This is a genomic window from Lysinibacillus sp. NPDC097231 (assembly GCF_044761885.1).
Classification (GTDB): Bacteria; Bacillota; Bacilli; order Bacillales_A; family Planococcaceae; genus Lysinibacillus.
In genome coordinates this window covers 30319-46925 of sequence record NZ_JBIWDH010000002.1, presented here as the reverse complement: position 1 = coordinate 46925, position 16607 = coordinate 30319, and the positions used below count along the sequence as shown (strand labels likewise).

Annotated in this window: 20 protein-coding genes; 8 read left to right on the top strand and 12 right to left on the bottom strand. The window is 33.7% G+C overall.

What is annotated here, in order from left to right; translation table 11 throughout:
• Positions 1 to 97 precede the first annotated feature (97 nt).
• Positions 98 to 754 carry a TetR/AcrR family transcriptional regulator gene (locus ACIQXF_RS02015; RefSeq protein WP_402778424.1) on the bottom strand — a complete coding sequence of 219 codons (657 nt, stop codon included), beginning with the start codon at positions 752 to 754 and terminating at the stop codon, positions 98 to 100.
• A gap of 126 nt (positions 755 to 880) precedes the next feature.
• Here ACIQXF_RS02015 and ACIQXF_RS02010 point away from each other — a divergent pair, with 126 nt between their 5' ends.
• The 4 genes from ACIQXF_RS02010 (at position 881) to ACIQXF_RS01995 (ending at position 3938) form a co-directional block, all read left to right on the top strand.
• Complete coding sequence (locus ACIQXF_RS02010; RefSeq protein ID WP_402778421.1) at positions 881 to 2041, top strand: YhgE/Pip domain-containing protein; 1161 nt, start codon at positions 881 to 883, stop codon at positions 2039 to 2041.
• A 114-nt stretch (positions 2042 to 2155) separates the two neighbouring features.
• Complete coding sequence (locus ACIQXF_RS02005; RefSeq protein ID WP_402778419.1) at positions 2156 to 2632, top strand: GNAT family N-acetyltransferase; 477 nt, start codon at positions 2156 to 2158, stop codon at positions 2630 to 2632.
• 252 nt (positions 2633 to 2884) lie between these two features.
• A complete protein-coding gene (locus ACIQXF_RS02000) occupies positions 2885 to 3511 on the top strand; it encodes an exosporium glycoprotein BclB-related protein (RefSeq protein WP_402778416.1) in 627 nt (208 codons plus the stop codon).
• Between the two features lie 298 nt (positions 3512 to 3809).
• Positions 3810 to 3938 carry a YjcZ family sporulation protein gene (locus ACIQXF_RS01995; protein WP_402778413.1) on the top strand — a complete coding sequence of 43 codons (129 nt, stop codon included), beginning with the start codon at positions 3810 to 3812 and terminating at the stop codon, positions 3936 to 3938.
• A 109-nt stretch (positions 3939 to 4047) separates the two neighbouring features.
• Here ACIQXF_RS01995 and ACIQXF_RS01990 read toward each other — a convergent pair whose 3' ends face one another.
• From ACIQXF_RS01990 to ACIQXF_RS01970, 5 genes are all read right to left on the bottom strand, one after another.
• Entirely contained in the window at positions 4048 to 4686 is a 639-nt protein-coding gene (locus ACIQXF_RS01990) for a LysE family translocator (protein WP_402778410.1), read from the bottom strand.
• Positions 4687 to 4792: 106 nt separating this feature from the next.
• Positions 4793 to 5275, bottom strand: coding sequence for an NUDIX hydrolase (locus tag ACIQXF_RS01985; RefSeq protein WP_402778407.1), 483 nt, complete (start codon positions 5273 to 5275; stop codon positions 4793 to 4795).
• 26 nt (positions 5276 to 5301) lie between these two features.
• A complete protein-coding gene (locus ACIQXF_RS01980) occupies positions 5302 to 5835 on the bottom strand; it encodes an NUDIX hydrolase (protein ID WP_402778404.1) in 534 nt (177 codons plus the stop codon).
• A 24-nt stretch (positions 5836 to 5859) separates the two neighbouring features.
• Positions 5860 to 6219, bottom strand: coding sequence for a VOC family protein (locus ACIQXF_RS01975; RefSeq protein WP_402778401.1), 360 nt, complete (start codon positions 6217 to 6219; stop codon positions 5860 to 5862).
• Between the two features lie 447 nt (positions 6220 to 6666).
• The gene (locus ACIQXF_RS01970) at positions 6667 to 7005 is read right to left on the bottom strand and encodes a winged helix-turn-helix transcriptional regulator (protein ID WP_402779068.1); all 339 of its coding nucleotides are present in this window, start codon (positions 7003 to 7005) and stop codon (positions 6667 to 6669) included.
• Positions 7006 to 7111: 106 nt separating this feature from the next.
• Here ACIQXF_RS01970 and ACIQXF_RS01965 point away from each other — a divergent pair, with 106 nt between their 5' ends.
• Positions 7112 to 7495 (top strand): RidA family protein, encoded by a 384-nt coding sequence (locus ACIQXF_RS01965; protein ID WP_402778399.1) that lies wholly within the window; start codon positions 7112 to 7114, stop codon positions 7493 to 7495.
• 294 nt (positions 7496 to 7789) lie between these two features.
• On the opposite strand, the gene ACIQXF_RS01960 is transcribed toward ACIQXF_RS01965, so the two are convergent.
• Positions 7790 to 8344 carry a hypothetical protein gene (locus ACIQXF_RS01960; protein ID WP_402778396.1) on the bottom strand — a complete coding sequence of 185 codons (555 nt, stop codon included), beginning with the start codon at positions 8342 to 8344 and terminating at the stop codon, positions 7790 to 7792.
• A gap of 424 nt (positions 8345 to 8768) precedes the next feature.
• Between ACIQXF_RS01960 and ACIQXF_RS01955 the strand changes: the two genes are divergently transcribed.
• Both ACIQXF_RS01955 and ACIQXF_RS01950 read left to right on the top strand, forming a co-directional pair.
• Positions 8769 to 9392, top strand: coding sequence for a THO complex subunit 5 (locus tag ACIQXF_RS01955; protein WP_402778393.1), 624 nt, complete (start codon positions 8769 to 8771; stop codon positions 9390 to 9392).
• 349 nt (positions 9393 to 9741) lie between these two features.
• Complete coding sequence (locus ACIQXF_RS01950; RefSeq protein ID WP_402779065.1) at positions 9742 to 10530, top strand: lipid II flippase Amj family protein; 789 nt, start codon at positions 9742 to 9744, stop codon at positions 10528 to 10530.
• 188 nt (positions 10531 to 10718) lie between these two features.
• On the opposite strand, the gene ACIQXF_RS01945 is transcribed toward ACIQXF_RS01950, so the two are convergent.
• From ACIQXF_RS01945 to ACIQXF_RS01925, 5 genes are all read right to left on the bottom strand, one after another.
• Positions 10719 to 12497 (bottom strand): aminopeptidase P family protein, encoded by a 1779-nt coding sequence (locus tag ACIQXF_RS01945; protein WP_402778390.1) that lies wholly within the window; start codon positions 12495 to 12497, stop codon positions 10719 to 10721.
• Positions 12481 to 13602 carry an ethanolamine utilization protein EutH gene (gene eutH, locus ACIQXF_RS01940; protein WP_402778387.1) on the bottom strand — a complete coding sequence of 374 codons (1122 nt, stop codon included), beginning with the start codon at positions 13600 to 13602 and terminating at the stop codon, positions 12481 to 12483. Before eutH ends, ACIQXF_RS01945 begins: the two co-directional genes overlap by 17 nt.
• A gap of 19 nt (positions 13603 to 13621) precedes the next feature.
• A complete protein-coding gene (locus tag ACIQXF_RS01935) occupies positions 13622 to 14203 on the bottom strand; it encodes a helix-turn-helix domain-containing protein (RefSeq protein ID WP_402778385.1) in 582 nt (193 codons plus the stop codon).
• A 347-nt stretch (positions 14204 to 14550) separates the two neighbouring features.
• Positions 14551 to 15099, bottom strand: a complete 549-nt coding sequence (locus ACIQXF_RS01930; RefSeq protein WP_402778382.1) for a GNAT family N-acetyltransferase — start codon at positions 15097 to 15099, stop codon at positions 14551 to 14553.
• 114 nt (positions 15100 to 15213) lie between these two features.
• A complete protein-coding gene (locus tag ACIQXF_RS01925; RefSeq protein ID WP_402778380.1) occupies positions 15214 to 15471 on the bottom strand; it encodes a DUF1871 family protein in 258 nt (85 codons plus the stop codon).
• Positions 15472 to 15986: 515 nt separating this feature from the next.
• On the opposite strand from ACIQXF_RS01925, the gene ACIQXF_RS01920 reads away from it, so the two are divergent.
• Positions 15987 to 16415, top strand: a complete 429-nt coding sequence (locus ACIQXF_RS01920; RefSeq protein WP_402778377.1) for a DUF3888 domain-containing protein — start codon at positions 15987 to 15989, stop codon at positions 16413 to 16415.
• Positions 16416 to 16607 lie beyond the last annotated feature (192 nt).

The window sequence follows — 16607 nt, the reverse complement described above, 5'->3', positions numbered from 1 at the left end:
CCAATAATATCTCTGGACTATATATATCAATAAAATTCAAAAACAGCCCTACATATTCGTTTCTATCATGACCAAAATTAGGAGGTGTATTTTACACCTAGGTCCAACGCTCTTTATTTTCGAAGATTGACCGAAGTCCACTTGCTTCAAAAGGTCCCTTTAATATTATTTCCACCAACATGTTCGCAATCTCTTCTGGTGATTGTTGCATATCATGTTGTAACCAGTATGTAATAACGCCTAAAAGAGCATTTGAATTAAAGGCAATTATCAATTCTATTGGGATTTTCAACTGACTTTCATTTATGTGATTCAATAGATAATTCTTGAAATATTTTACGAAGAACTGTCTTATTTTTTCTTGGAAAAATGGATCGCCATTTGGCCCTAATATTAATCTTAGGAAATCAGCTTCTTCATAAAACACCTGTAAAATTTGGATCATGATAGGTAATCGTTCATTTTTAAACTGATGGGCATTCAATTCTAATTTGTTAGCTTCATCAAAAATGACATTGAATTTTTCTAACATTTCGTTCTCGTACTGTTCTAATAAATTGTATTTATCCACGTAGTGTAGATAAAAAGTGCCACGATTTATATTTGCACGTTCCGTAATATCTCGAACAGTAATCGCCTCAAAGTTCTTTTCGGAAAGCAAAGAGAAAAATGCTTGTTTAATTTCACTTTTCGTTCGGATAATTCGTCGATCCGTTTTGGACATCTCTTTTATTCCACTCCTTTTAATGAACATAATTTTGAATATGTTGAGTATTGAACACTTCTGCCACTATTGATGATAGGAAGTGGTTTTTTTAGAGTATATAATCAAGCTGAGAAATAATCAACACGTTGTATATTATCTGAAAGGAGAATGTTTATGAAAGAAAATAAATTTTTTGGTATAGCTTTTTTAGCGGTACTGTTCATATCATTCATTTTTGTAGCAACCCAAATTCCTGCGACTCATTCATCCCCCAAAAATCTACCAATCGGCCTTGTTCTAGAGGATGAAGGGCAAATGGGCCAAACTTTTGTCGAGATGATTCAAAAAAATTCACAATCTGCAAAAGAAAACCCCTTTAAATGGGTCATTATTAAAAACGAACAAGACATGAATGAAATGTTAGCCAATCAAGAATTATACGGGGCACTTTATATCCCTAAAGATTTTTCTGAAAAATACGCTTCATTTCAAACACCGACACCTACATCAGCAGTGCTAAAAATTTATATTAACCAAGGGAAAAATACAAATGTTGCAACTATGGTGACACAAGCTTTGTCCACCATGATTGGAAAAATGAACGACAATGTAAGTAATCAACTGTTAGCTGTTGTTGAAAAAAATAATATTCCATTAAATGTCGATCAAGTACGCACTTATTTAACACCTATTCAAAGTGAAATCGTCAATGTCCATGAAACCGGTAAATTAGGCAATGCACCTCTTTCATTCTTCCAGCCCATCTGGATTAGCAGTTTAATTAGCGCACTCCTTTTATGGTTTGCTGGAAGGCATCGCAAGTTCAATTCTGTAGCTGAGCAACTAAAATTCCGAGGGTTCCAAGCTTTAGTTGCCATTATGCTTGGTTTATTTGGAGGATATTTATTAACTTGGTATTCAACTTGGATGCTTGATTATGAGTTTGCTCATTTCAGTCATGTTGCCTTATTCTTATCTCTTACATGTGCAACATTTATTTTATTAATATTAGCTGTCACTACCTGGATTCAATTTGCAGGTCTACCAATTTTCATTTTGTTAATGTTCTTTGGCTTACCACTTCTGCAAATCGCACCAGAAATGTTACCTACTTTTTACGTTGATTGGATCTATCCATGGTTACCCTTCCGCTTCATGTTTGAAGGTTTAAAAGAAATTCTATTCTTTAGTGGCGAACTTTGGAATGCTGCAGCCATGACATTATGCTGGATTGCTGTTACGAGTATTTTAGTGATACTTCTATATGTAATCAATCGTAAATCTTATACTAACGATTCAGCAGAAGAAATATCACCTGTTTTAGAAGGTAAGTAAAAACACAAAACAACCAGGTGCTCGTTAATGAGCCCTGGTCATCCGTTATTCACCATTTTTCTCCCACCAATTATGTTATCATTTATGTAAATGAATTATGGTAGGAGGCTGAATATGGCAATTACTATTTTGGTAGCAACGGAAGAAAATTATCGGGACGTGAATGACATTGTTAAAGAAGGACATGAAGAGCATGTCGAAGCAGAACCGTCTATTTTTAAAAGCGTTGAAGCGGTCATGCCCATATCCTACTACAAAGAACTCATTGAAAGTGATACTAGTGAGATTCTCATTGCAAAAGAAGATGATATGGTAGTCGGCTTTGCGGTCATAAGTATTGAAGCTGCCCCACCTTTCCATTCACTTGTTCAAAGAAAATTCGCCTATATCCATGATTTTGGTGTGAAAAACGCTCACCAAAGAAAAGGCATTGGCAAGTTATTATTCGAAGCTTGTGTTGCTTGGGCAAAGGAAAGAGAAGCTCCATCCATTGAGTTAAATGTATGGGAATTTAATGCAAAAGCAATCGATTTTTATGAACAATTGGATATGACAACAGCAAGCAGAAAAATGGTATTACAAATTGAATGAAAACAACAATCAACAACAAAATAGCAATCCAGGGCTTGTATGTTAGTTATGCAAGTCCTTTTATTTTTCTAAACTTAAATTTGATAGTGTGGTGTACCCAAATACACTCAATTTATGTTATTCATTACAGAAACTTCTTAATTCCTCTGTATTTTTTATTTTTCAGGGTTATTACCCAAACATAAGGTTATTGGCCCTGACTTTTTTACTTTTTCCAACATAGTATAAAGAAATAAGGAGGTGAAATTGTGTATGAGTAAATGTAGTTGTCAAAGTAATTTTCCAACTAGAAAAGAATGTGAAAATTTCGGACCATTTGTAGCAATTGATATAAACTGCATAAATTTAGAAATTGAGAACGGCGCAGAAAATGACAGCGGTTCCATCATTCCCTTTGCATCTGGCATTACAACATCTATAGTTGCTATTGCAAGTGGCACTACAAGGGTTGCTAGTCTCATAGGTTTCGGTACTGCAGTAAATGGTGTGTCTATTTTAGATGACAATACAATTAACCTAACTAGCACTTTAAGCGAAGCCTTTTCAGTTCCTCGCAATGGTAATATTACGTCTATTTCTGCGACATTTGATGCATTTTTTAATCCTAATCGAGGTGGCACTCAGATAATCACGGCTCAAATTTTTCGTGCTGAAGCAGGAACTAATATCTTTACTCCAACGAATGCACGTGTTGATTTAGCTCCACCAATTACTGGTCCATCTGCAACGCTTACTTTCGGAACAGCAAATATCGAGCCTTTACCAGTAGTAGCTGGGGACCGTTTAGTAATGGTCGTTTATATTTCATCATCCATAAATCCTCCTGCACTTAACTTCTCTATTCTAGGTACCGTAAGTGCAGGAATTAATATAGTATAAATAATTCTACAGCTTTGCTCACAATCAGAAAACGACACACAATAAATAAGCGCATGTTTTAAAAAGTAGTTGATTTAATCATGCGCTTATTTATTGAACGATCAACATATTGCTAAACAAAGGAGTTTAGTAGTTCTTTCATGGCTTGTTTATTTACTTTAGAGAAATAGCGTTTATTTTTCTGAGATAAATGCCATCACCCTATCCTTTCTGAATGGATATTCTATCGATAAAGGCTGTGGTGGATTTTGTTCAGCGCTCGAGAATTGTTTCAGTTTCAGTGAAAGGAGGAAAAAGTATGGCATATTACGGTGCAGGTACAGGGTCAAACTTCGCCTTATCGATTGTTCTATTCATTCTTTTGGTTATTGCGGGTGTGGGCTTGTGGTATTTATTAAGAACTTTAATCTATACTAATAACCTTTAAAGTTTTTATTCAATTTCATGGCAGCATAAAAAAAGGGCTAACAAATAGATACTTTGTTTGCCTCCTTTTTATGACTTGTGTTACTTGACTTTCTTTAGGCTTCTTTTTATCATCTATGTTCTAATGCTAAACGGAGACCAAATACAATGAATACTACTCCTGTCAATCCGTCCATTGCTTTTTTAACAGCCCCTTTTTTCATCCAGAGCCTTACGGAATCAATAATATAGATAAAAAGAGCAAACCAAGCAAACTTAATAAATAAGTAAACTACCCCAAGAATCAAAAAGCTTATAGTTGTATCAGTTTGGGGATTTACGAATTGTGGAAAGAATGTCAAGAAAAAGATGGCTACTTTAGGATTTGAAATATTTGCCAAGAAACCTTGTAACATTAGAGATTTTTCGTTGTTTTGCGCGCTGTCTTGTAATTCTACGATTTCGTGTTTTAATGAATTATTATGTTTCTTTATGGAATAAAGAGATTTTATGCCTAAATATATAAGATAGGCTGCCCCTACATATTTAAAAATTGTAAAGATAAATGCTGATTGCAGAATAATTGTGGACAATCCGACAATAGCTGCAATAGTATGTACGGATATAGCAAACAGTGTTCCAATTAAGGTACGAAATCCACCACCTTTTTTATGAACAATTGTATTCCTTGTAATAATTGCTGTATCTGGTCCTGGTACTATTATTAATAGAAAACTTGTGATGGAAAATAATATAATATTTGTTAACACAATAAACACTCCGATGATTTTTATTTATATTATTATACATAAATATTTAACTACAGGGAGTATTTAAATAAGATAAAGGAGCTTTCTCACTATACATTTACCTTTTTTAGAATAATACTTTAAAATAGTCTAGCGTTGGCACAATACAATTTGCATGATACATATTTTCAAGCTCCAATTTCGTTACCCACTTAATGTCGCTCACTTCATCTTCTTGTAGAACAGTTTCTGTCAGTTCAAAACTTTGGTCAAAAAGCCATACATCGTAAAAATCATTGTACGCATCCCTACGCTCACTCTTTATAATCTTGCCGTTAGAGCTAAGTAATTTTATCCCAATCTCTTCTTGCACTTCTCGTAGCGCACCATCAAGACTACTTTCACCCGCTAATATCGAACCACCTGGGCATTCCCATAAATTTGGGTAAGCTTTAAGCTCATGTCTTTTCGTTATAAGGATCTCCCCCTTATGATTCCTTATCCAAACGTGAACAACTATATGATATTCATTATCTGCTAACTTTGCACCACGTACATGCCTCTTATTTGTTTTATTTCGATCTTGATCGAAAACATCCCAAACCTCCATTAATGGCCTCCTTATTATGAAAAACTTTACTTTCCAACTCGTAAAAACTCTGGCGGTTTTCTTATGACAAAATGTTTTTCGATAGACATAAGAACTTCATCATTTCCAGGTAATGAAACCATCTCTATTGCCTCCTCAAATGATAGCCACTGATAGTCACTGTGTTCATCATTTAATTTAACTTGTTGTTGATCTTCCACAATTCCAACAAAAACAGGTGCAACATATATATAATTTTCTTTCGGTGAGTATAGTTGATCAAATTGATTTGATGTATATAATGCAACCTTGGTTATCCCGGTTTCCTCTTTTATTTCTCTTAAAGCAGCTTCCCAAGCACTTTCACCTTTTTCAATTGCGCCTCCAATGTAACACCATACATCCCGTAGTACAGTAGTAGCTCTTTTAAGGAGTAAAACTTTATATTGATGATCTATCTTTTTTAATAAAACTGTTGCAACTCCTATACATCTTATTGGGACTTCAAAATATTCTTTACTCAATCCAAACACCTCTTGTTTATTCATTCCATCTCTCATAATAAAAAGCCACAACTTCATAAGAAATGTGGCTCCTACTTTACATTAAATAAATTGTAAATACTCTAAGACATTCCCAAAAGGATCTTTAAAACTAATCACTTTTCCTGGAGGGCAATCCATAGGTTCATCTAAAACGAAATGAACATTATGCTCTCTTAACTTTTTAAGCGTTTGATAAATGTCCTCTGTTTTTAATGCAAGAACAACACCCATAGAATCATTATCTTGACTAGCTTTCGCATTTTCCGTTTCCTCTAAAACTATCGGTAAATCTCCGTGAACAAGTGTTACGATTGTGGGGCCGTACTGTTTGTTTACCTCAAATCCTAAAACAGTTGTGTAAAAATGAATCGCTTCTTTAATATCAGGTACATAGATGCTGATAACACAAACTTGACTCATTACTTTTCCCCCCCTTATTTCCTTTGTTTTTATATAGCTAATTTTAGATTAAAAGGTAGTATTTATCCACAAAAACCTATTTTTTCTTCTTAGCACGCAAAAAACGCTTGGATATTCTCCAAACGCCGAAATTATTAAATATGCTTAATATATGTAATTCTTAATGTTGGTTTAGAATAAAGTTCAATTATAAATTACTCAAAATCCTTGATTTTACTGTATATAAAAAGCTGTCGTTTTGAATAAAGATTGAACAAAATGACAGCTTTCTTTTATTTTTAATAACTGTTTTTATAAAAAAGATTGATTGTTTTAAATCTCTTTATTCCACAAACGTCTCCGGCATGAACAAAGAATTAAATCCACAGTTTTCTAATTGCTCTCGTAAAAAAGCTTTCACGTTTTTGGAATGGATGATGCTATTAAAATCGGCTATACAGAAGGAGCTTAATTATTGCTGTTTTTTTCTCCCCACTCACATAACTGTTCCAAAACAGGTAATAGAGTTTCTGCCTTATGTGTGAGACTGTACTCAACTTTAGGGGGAATTTGAGGATACTCTTTGCGTCTAACAATCCCATCTGCTTCCAATTCTTTAAGCTGTGAACTCAATGTTTTAAAAGTAATAGCTCCTATTTTTCTTTTCAAATCATTAAATCGAACTGGTTGGTTTTCTGCCAGAAGGTAAATAATAAGCATTTTCCATTTACCACCAATCACTGATATTGTATAGCCAAAAGGTGTCTCTTGAACATTACCCTTTTCATTATAGTCCGCCATACTCATATTTACACTATCCTTTCCGGTAGTAGCTATCAAAAAAGTGCGTACTATTTTTTTGTTTGCGTTCATTTTATACTGACATTACATTGAAGTAAAGGAGAGAAAAATAATGACAAATGTTAAAACCTACGATCACGGTCTTTGGGATCACGGTATTACCCAAGGTTACAGCGTCAACGGCACTATCTACATTTCAGGGCAATTTTCCCACGATATGAAGGGTGCGTTCATTGGCGAGGGCAATATCGAAGCACAGACCCGACAGACGCTTGAAAATCTCGATCGAGTACTGGAGGGACTTGGTGTCACGAAGTCCAACCTAGCTTATATGGAGATCTATTTAACAAATGCGCAAGAACATTCCGAACCAGTCCTCCAACTGTTCAAGGAATACCTAGGACAACATCGACCGGCCGGCAGCCTCATCGGCGTGACTTACTTGGCATTCCCAGAGCAACTGATTGAAATCAGCGCCATCGCACACACCAACTAAGTAAACTACATTTTAAAATCAAAGTAATCATGTCAATCTCATTTCATTTGATGATTATTGAAGTAAGTTAAGAAAATTATAAGGGGCATCAACTACATTGAACTGAACCCCGAATAGTAGACACTTTTAGAAAAAGTGAACCTATTCGGGGCTTTTGTGTTTTTAGGCTAAAATCCCAATTCTAACGAATTCCCGATGTGCAATAAACACTCTTTGCAAAATTATAAACGTCGCAACTTTATTTAAACTTCGTATCTTTTTTATAAACATCGTAACTTTATTTCAAAGCCACACTTAATCAATATTTTTAATTAATAAATTAAGCTCTTCTTCAAGGGATGTACCACTTTGTTTTTTTGTAATCTCGAAGGGTTTTTTATAAAGACAAGCATACTTTAGCGCTAAAAATCCGTCGATTGGGAATGTGTATCCTTGCCACTCTTGGCGATACCCCAATACTCCCCGTTGTTTAATAACTCGGTCTAACTCTTTTACTATACATAACACAAACTCATTAAAGTTACATTTCGTTTTTAAAACTGTTCTAGGTAGATTACTATTCTTTTTTCTATCTACAATCGGATTTTGAATTTCTGTAATACTAATTTCTAGGTCATCAAAATCACGCTTGAATTCCCAACATAATAACACGGGACCAGTATGCCATCTAATACCTCCGTTTATTTTATGAAAAGCACCTTCTTTCCAACTTAATTTACATAACGGATGTATTGATGCTAAATATGAAACAAAATCTCCAAGAGCATCCGAATGGAAAGTAGGATAAAACTCAAACTTTTGCTTATTAATTTCAAATACACATGTTGCACTACCACTTCTAATATCCACATATGAAAACTTCAAATTAGACCACCTCAATCCTTAAAATCCTTTTCAAAATCAAGAGTATTTTTTTCTATCATCTCGATTTTAGGCAGATATGTATATCGAAACAAAATCATAAATTCCCAAACATTCCCTGATGTTCTTTAAGATATTCGACGGAAATTCTATAAACCCTTGTTATTTTGTACTGCTTCTTAGAATCATCTCTTTATTTTATTAATGAATCCATAACATCATAATCATTGGTCCTACTATCATATGTATTTACTACAGCTAACTGCTTTTAATCCCAACCAAATAATACTCAACCCCTACACTTAGATAGTAGGTATTGGTACTATTCATCAATGCAGTCGTTCCCCACGCCAAAAATCACTTTTGGATGATATAAAGTTTAAGAATTATGTATTGGAAGGTGATGTAATTAATGACGATTTCAACAAAACCGTCAATTGGATTGACACAATTTATTGACTTTACCGTTAAGCAAACCATGATTTCTAAAATGAACAAAGTTACTGAAATTAAACATCAGGGTGACTATCATCCTGCTAGGGATCACTGGAAACAGCTTAGAGAGAGAATTAAGCTTTGTTATGAACAAAATAAATCACTCGATACGCTAGATTCATTATTAGATGAAATTCATGAAAGAAAAATCAATTCATATAAGGACACCATCAAGGCCTATAAAAAATTTGTGCGGAATAAAGACATAGAATGGTTTGATCCCCCCAAAGCCTTTTGGACTTCAGACAATGGTTTAGTTGTTCGTGGAACCCCAGAATTAGGGCTCGTGATCAATGGCACCCCCCATTTAATTAAACTATTTTTTAAAGGTGATACTGTTAAACTGACCGCACGCAATATAAAACCCATTCTGAATTTAATGTTGGCAGCAACTTATAAATCCCCCTATCCACCTAATACGGTCTTTGGTGTTTTGAACATCAAGTCAGGTAAATTACACGCAGATCAACAAACAGATGATAAGGTGTTGAAAGCATTGAATTTAGAAGCTCAAACTTTCTTAAACATTTGGGAAACTTAGTTTAGGTTATAATATGGTCCGACATTACTTCCAGATCCTTACCAATTACCCCTTTACTATGCTAGTAATGCCGTTGAATTAAAGACAAGTGAAATCAAATCACTACAAATACAAAATCAATCTTTACAAGAACGAAATCAGTATTTAGTGACAACGATTAAAGAGATAATAAGCAATCACTTACAAGGGAGTGCCTCAAATGATTTTTGAAATACTCCCTTTTGTTATGCCTTCCCATGCCCGTAGTAGCACTATTTGGAACTATTATGCGTTTAGAGCGTCTAGATGTAAAATTAATAGAAAGCTATGAGTAGGTATGTAAGTGGATCTAATAACGAACAAATTAATCATGATTGCTTTATTTATTTTAATTATTCATGCAATCGAAACACTCGCTTATGCCGTGCGTTTATCTGGAGCACGTGTAAGGTTACTAGCTTCAGCTTTATCTCTTTTCAATGTAATGGTCATGGTTTCCAGGTTAGCAAATATGATGCAGCAACCCTTTACCGGCAGCTTAGTAGATACAGCACCTGCTGACAATGCGTTTGCTTTTGTAGAATCTCAATATCGAATTATAATTGGTGCAGCATCAATCGGTACGCTTATCGGGATATTATTACTGCCAACATTTGTGGCCATTTTCTCGAGAGCCATTATTCATTTGGTGGAGGAAAGAGGTTCGATTCCAGCTTTAATGAAAAAAGGATTTACCTTTGAATATTTTAAACGTGGAATAAAACATATTCGTAAGCCAAGCTTTAGCTATTTAAAAGGCATTGGTCTACGAGATATTCCAGTTAAATTATTTATCATCAATATCCTCATTACCGCGATTTATACGATTGGGGTTTTATCAGCTTTATACGCAACTTTATTAGTACCCGAACAATCGAATACTGCTGTAATGGCCTCTGGATTAATCAATGGTGTGGCAACGATTCTTTTAATTTTATTCATTGACCCTAAAATTTCAATTCTTGCAGATGATGTTATCAATCAACGAGGAAGCTATTTAGACTTAAAGCGCGCCTCTGTCATGATGATGGCTTCAAGACTTTTAGGTACGATCTTTGCTCAACTATTATTCATACCAGGAGCACACTATATTGCTTGGTTTGCAAAGCTTATTGCTTAACAGTTTTATTTTATCGGAATCTAATCCTCGAATTTTATAGCCTTTTTGACTAAAAAAAGATTGCCCTCTACTTAACCCCTCTTGGCTAAGTGTGTGGCAATCTTTTTCATGTTCTAAGCTGCAGTAAGAGGAATCATAGACATCCGTAATAGTAATTTTACTTCTTGGGATTGTATTTGTTACCCTACTTATATTTCCCTAGTTTCTTCCCTTAGCCATACTCTCTCTTCTTCATTTAAATAAGGAGCTAGTTTTGTGTATACCTCTTGATGATAATTATTTAACCACTGCTTTTCACTCTCTGTTAACATTTCTTTATTAATACCAGCTAAATCAATTGGGCAATACGTGATTGCTTCAAACTTCATAAATCGACCAAACTCTGTTTTCTCGTCTTCAACTACTAACATCATATTTTCAATTCTAATTCCATATTTACCTTCAAGGTAGATTCCTGGTTCATTCGTTATAATCATACCTTCCTCTAATATAATATTATTATTATCATTCCTTATGCTTTGCGGTCCTTCATGAACATTTAAGAAAAAGCCTACTCCATGTCCTGTCCCACATTTATAGTCCAAACCATATTGCCAAATTGGTTGTCTTGCTAAAACATCTAAGTTAGAGCCTGTTGCTCCGTATAAATATTTTACTGAGCTTAATGCAATAAATCCTTTTAACACCAAAGTAAAATCTCTTTTTTGTTCATCAGTAAGTTTTCCTAAAACAATCGTTCGTGTAATATCGGTTGTTCCATCATAATACTGTCCGCCAGAATCAATTAAAAAAAGACCTTCATTTTTAAGAGTATATTGCGTTTCTTTATTGGCTTTATAATGCATCATCGCCGCATGTTCTTTATAGCCTGCTATCGTATCAAAGCTAGGTCCAACATACCCTTCCTGTGCCCTTCTGAAATCTTCTAAACTTTCTTCTGCAGTAATCTCTGTAATTTCTTCTTTATCTACAGAGTTTTTTAGCCATTTTATAAATTTCACCATGGCTAAACCATCTTTTATTTCACACCATTTTAAATTTTTTATCTCCACTTCATTTTTAATAGCTTTTAAACTAGTCGTGATGTCAGGACTTTCAATTTTCTTTGAATTACTGTTAATGGCATTGTATAATCTGATATTTGTTTTATTCGCATCTAAAATAATGGCATCTCCGCTTGAAAGATTCCCTAAGAATGTTTGTATGTCATGATTCGCTTTTAACTCGATTCCTTCAGCCTCCAGTTCAAATTTAACCAAAGAGGGAACCTTGCAAGAATCAATAAATAAATAACATTTATGTTCTGCTACGATTACATTAGCTATTGCAATAGGATTGTTAGGCACATCGGCTCCTCTTATATTCAATAGCCATGCAATGTCATCAAGGGAAGTTAAAATATAATAATTAGCTCCTTTATTTTCCATTTCTTCTCTTACTTCATTTAATTTTTCTCCTCGCGATTTACCTGCATATTTTACATCATGAGTAAAAATGGGTCCTTTAGGAATCTCCGGTCTATCTTCCCACAGATCACCAATTAAATCTTGATTCATGTGTAATACGATTCTCTTTGCCTTTAGATCTTTTTCCATCTTTTTAACCATATTAATTGAAAAAACATTTCCATCAAAGCCCACAATGCTCCCTTCATTAAGAACATCTGCTAACCATTCTGTATAAAATGGTACCCCTGGATCCATCATTCTAAATAATCTAATTCCTGAGCCCTCAAGCTGCTTTTCAGCCTGAATATAGTATCTACCATCTGTCCATAACCCAGCATCATCCAATGTAATAACTACAGTACCTGCAGAGCCTGTAAACCCTGATATCCATTGTCTACATTTCCAATGTTCCGCTACATATTCACTCTGATGTGCATCAAAACTGGGAACTATATAAGCATCCATTTGATTTTTTTTCATTAGCTGTCTTAGCTTTTCGACCCTATCCCTGATATCCATTACTAATACCTCCATTTTCCTTAAGACTAAATTCTTTATGTTCACGATCATATAGCCATGCAGCTAGTACTATACTAATTATTCCGGCCGTAAGCTTTGATATGATAAATGCTCCTAACATTTCAGGGGCTACTCCTGACACAAAGCCAAATTGACCACCAAATACAAATGCTCCACTTACTCCAAAGGCAGTACATACCACTTTTCCTTTAGGATTCATTTCCTTAAATGTTCCAAATACCAACAGATTACTAGCCAAACTTCCTAGAATGCCCGCTACTGACGCTGAATTAATGCCAAATTTCTCCCCTATTTCTTTAAAACTATTTTTAAAAATTCGATTAATAAGTGCCAGCATAGGGTATGCTCCACCTAAAACAAATGCGATCTTGCCTACTATAACAGTAGATTCAGATAGTGGTGCTAATCCTGAGACAAGCCTTACACCAAATATCACATCTATACCTTGTAAAAGTAATCCAATAGTACTCAAACTCATTATAAGTTTTCCAAATACATTAAAAACTTTGATAAAAACATGAGGAGCTTTTAATAATCCTACCCCTAAAAAAATGGCAAAAACAAATATAGGTACAAGATTCCATACTAGTATATTGATATTCATTTTTTGCCATAAGCCTGCTGCAAGACATCCTATTGGTATAGTAATAATTCCAACTAACACACCTTTAGAAAAATATGTTTCATCCTCTTTAGAAAGCATCCCTAATGCAACAGGTATGGAAAAACTAATTGTGGCTCCTAAAGTAGAAGCGATGATAATTCCTGAGAATGGTCCCATTTCCTTTGTCAATGCTAGCTCATTAGCCACTTGGTAGCCCCCCATATCTACAGCTAAAAATGCTGCAGGAACGATAGAAGGATCTAGATGAAAAACTTCACAGATTGGAATAATCATAGCGGATAAAAAATTCGTAAATATTGGTGCTAAAGAAAGTATTCCTATCATGGCAAGCCCTAAAGCCCCCATGGTCTTTATGCCTTCCTCAAATTTCCCACCCAGTTTCAAATGATTTCCGGTAATATAATCAATAGCTCCGATGACAAAAAAAGAACCAATCAGATATAATACAAATTTATCCATTGTTATTATCACTTTCTATTCAATCAGCATCTGTAGTATAAAGCCTATTATTGTAGATATAATTAGGCGTATTAACAGCTATAAGCTTAACCTTTTTGTTTGTATAATTAGCCCAATTATGAGCAATATTTGAGTCCATATGAACACTGTCACCAGGATATACTTCATGCCTTGTATCATTTATGTAAACTGTTAATATACCCTCTAAAACATAAATGAACTCTTCTCCCTCATGCTTATAGGATAATATTTCTTCATCTTTCTTTTGAGGAAGAATTTCTATAAGCCTTGGAACAAGTTGTTTATTTTCCAAATCTGTACTTAAACTATACTTAATAAAACCACCTTCTACTGAATCCATTATTTCTTGTTCATAACTTCTTAAAACCATATCTTTCCTTTTAAGTGGATAATCAAAAAAATGTGTTAAATGTACTTCCAGAATATCAGCCAGTTTTTCAAGTGAATCAACTGCTATAGTAGTAAGCCCCCTTTCTAATTGAGATAGAAATCCCACAGATAGTTCGCTTTTTTCACTTAACTCTTTCAAAGTAATTCCTTTTTCAGTCCTCAATTTCTTTATTTCGATTCCAATATTCATCACTTCACCCCGAATTTCATTTTTGTGAATAATATAATATATATCAGATTAATATACAACATATTATGAAATAATTTCATGAATATGAAATTCATTTTATTAGCGTTATCAACTAATCGCTCAAGAACAGTCCGTAGAATTACACAATCTGGCGCAAAAAAAGACGCTCGATCTATTAGATCTATGCGCCTGGTTCACTGAAACTAATATTAAATTCGTTTAAAAAAATGGAATCCTTATTTGACTAATCTGCTCCGTTAGCTTAAGAATATTTATCCAAAAATACAATTAGAAATTCTTAATAGAGTGGTACCAGATACATTATCGTTCTTGTCTACTTAATAAGCTTACTTTGCATTTATAAAGTAAACTAGGTGATCAGTCCATTTGTCGTCCTCATATATGAATCCTTTTCTCGTGCATTCATAAACCATTCCAACACTTTCTGCTAACTTTATAGATGCTATATTATCAAGGTTTATGTGAGCTTCTATTCGATGATAATTTAATTTTTCAAACGCTAGATTAATGGCAGCTTTTACAGCCTCTTTACCATAACCTTTTCTCCAAAAGTGGTTATGAATTGTATATCCGAACCTGGCCCATTGAAATTCTTCCCTCATAATTGTCGAAAAGTCTATAAAGCCAATATGAGCATTATCTACTTTTCTAAACACCCCAAATACATATACCTTGTCATCCTCAGCCATCTGATGATGTTTAGTAACTAAATCACGAAACCATTCTTTCGTACAGATGCTCATATCTAATTTACCTTCATCGTACTTATGTTGAGAAGGTAAACGATTTTCATATTGGGTAAGCCAAGTAGAATAATCTCCCTCTTCTATTAATCGAATAACTAATCTTTCTGTTTCAGTTCTTATCTTATTCAATCGAACACCTCGTCTAGAAGTATTTCTATTCTTATATAATATATTCTTTATAGGGAAATTATCTTCTCATTAACCTAAATTGCCCTGTTAGCTTATAAATGCATTTTTTATAAATTAACTGTTATTGATTTTGTTCCAAATTTTTAACGCACTTGGATAACAATTATTAATCGAATATACTTCATCAACCGAAAACATTTTTACAAAAACCTCATGTATCACAACAGCTAATGCTTCTACAGAAGTTGCTGTTGGTAATAGATCTACAATAAGCCTTATTTCTGGGTTATATTCATCGTCAGGTGTATGATGTAAAAATTGCTTCGGATCCCAATCATCAATTACTTCTTTTACAATTTGAAAGTGTTTCATATTATCCCTCTTTTAATATATTGTTTTTATTGATTTATTCAATGTACTATCCTGCCCCGAATTGTAGACTCTGCAGTACCATCTCGTTTATTTATGTTGCAAGCAGCGAGAAAATAACATAATAAAACTAAACCTATAAAAAATAATTTCGTCTTTATGATTTCCGCCTCCAATCGCCAAAACATTCCAAATATTAGTTTAAGCAAATTGCGAAAATTTTGTATCATTATACCAATATATACAAGTCTTTTCAATTCTCATAATCTATTCCATTGAAAACATATAACATTTCAATAACTTATTTTTTGTATGGATTGCACAATTCATTAGCACGCTGGATAAAAGTAGGGTTAATTAAACAAATATACCTGAACTCCATTTTAGTTTAAATAGAAAAAGGCTCTACTCCTTATTGAAGTAAAGCCTTCGTACGCTTAATTAGAAAAAATGAAATATTTGGTTGATATAAATTAATCTTTTACGAACAAAATAAACATCAAAAAGGAGGTGCAAAAATGAAAAAAATTATTATAGTTCCTTATTTTTTACTGTTATTTCTACTATCAACAACATCAACTTATGCTGAATCAGATTATTATCAACCTGCTAAAGAGTCTAAAGAAGAAATAGTAATGGACATGTTTTATTTACTACTATTACCCAATATCCAAGAGGCGGTTTCTAATTACTATTCAGATTATCTTACCGAGAGCCCTTTGGTGTATCCCTATCAAATAACAATTTTAAATTTAGAAAGAATAGGAACAAGTTTTATGTTTTCAGTAACACTTGAAGTCACTCCAGTTTTGGGTGCACATAACCCAGTAGGAAGAGACCAACTAACGTTTTCTATTGCTCCAAGTGAAATCAAGCTTAAAGATTTTAAACACATGGAAACCTTTGAACTTCCACCACATTTGCAAAACTTCATAAAGAAAAAGTAAATGGTTGTATGATTTGATTTTTTGTATTCACTCCCCATTTTCGGGGATTTTTTTTAATACTTAACCTTCATTTAGTCAATATCTTCAACTATTCTACTTCTTTAGCCAAAAAGCAACTGCTCTTATAAGAACAATATTTCACAATCATTTCTCCATTTTAAATATTATTAAAGAAAGGAAAATTGTGCATTA

Excerpts from the sequence above, each read along its gene's own strand:
- ACIQXF_RS02015 (WP_402778424.1), bottom strand. The coding sequence starts at position 754 with ATGTTCATTAAAAGGAGTGGAATAAAAGAGATGTCCAAAACGGATCGA.
- ACIQXF_RS02010 (WP_402778421.1), top strand. The coding sequence starts at position 881 with ATGAAAGAAAATAAATTTTTTGGTATAGCTTTTTTAGCGGTACTGTTC.
- ACIQXF_RS02005 (WP_402778419.1), top strand. The coding sequence starts at position 2,156 with ATGGCAATTACTATTTTGGTAGCAACGGAAGAAAATTATCGGGACGTG.
- ACIQXF_RS02000 (WP_402778416.1), top strand. The coding sequence starts at position 2,885 with ATGAGTAAATGTAGTTGTCAAAGTAATTTTCCAACTAGAAAAGAATGT.
- ACIQXF_RS01995 (WP_402778413.1), top strand. The coding sequence starts at position 3,810 with ATGGCATATTACGGTGCAGGTACAGGGTCAAACTTCGCCTTATCGATT.
- ACIQXF_RS01985 (WP_402778407.1), bottom strand. The coding sequence starts at position 5,275 with ATGGAGGTTTGGGATGTTTTCGATCAAGATCGAAATAAAACAAATAAG.
- ACIQXF_RS01980 (WP_402778404.1), bottom strand. The coding sequence starts at position 5,835 with ATGAAGTTGTGGCTTTTTATTATGAGAGATGGAATGAATAAACAAGAG.
- ACIQXF_RS01975 (WP_402778401.1), bottom strand. The coding sequence starts at position 6,219 with ATGAGTCAAGTTTGTGTTATCAGCATCTATGTACCTGATATTAAAGAA.
- ACIQXF_RS01970 (WP_402779068.1), bottom strand. The coding sequence starts at position 7,005 with ATGAGTATGGCGGACTATAATGAAAAGGGTAATGTTCAAGAGACACCT.
- ACIQXF_RS01965 (WP_402778399.1), top strand. The coding sequence starts at position 7,112 with ATGACAAATGTTAAAACCTACGATCACGGTCTTTGGGATCACGGTATT.
- ACIQXF_RS01955 (WP_402778393.1), top strand. The coding sequence starts at position 8,769 with ATGACGATTTCAACAAAACCGTCAATTGGATTGACACAATTTATTGAC.
- ACIQXF_RS01950 (WP_402779065.1), top strand. The coding sequence starts at position 9,742 with ATGATTGCTTTATTTATTTTAATTATTCATGCAATCGAAACACTCGCT.
- ACIQXF_RS01945 (WP_402778390.1), bottom strand. The coding sequence starts at position 12,497 with ATGGATATCAGGGATAGGGTCGAAAAGCTAAGACAGCTAATGAAAAAA.
- eutH (WP_402778387.1), bottom strand. The coding sequence starts at position 13,602 with ATGGATAAATTTGTATTATATCTGATTGGTTCTTTTTTTGTCATCGGA.
- ACIQXF_RS01935 (WP_402778385.1), bottom strand. The coding sequence starts at position 14,203 with ATGAATATTGGAATCGAAATAAAGAAATTGAGGACTGAAAAAGGAATT.
- ACIQXF_RS01925 (WP_402778380.1), bottom strand. The coding sequence starts at position 15,471 with ATGAAACACTTTCAAATTGTAAAAGAAGTAATTGATGATTGGGATCCG.
- ACIQXF_RS01920 (WP_402778377.1), top strand. The coding sequence starts at position 15,987 with ATGAAAAAAATTATTATAGTTCCTTATTTTTTACTGTTATTTCTACTA.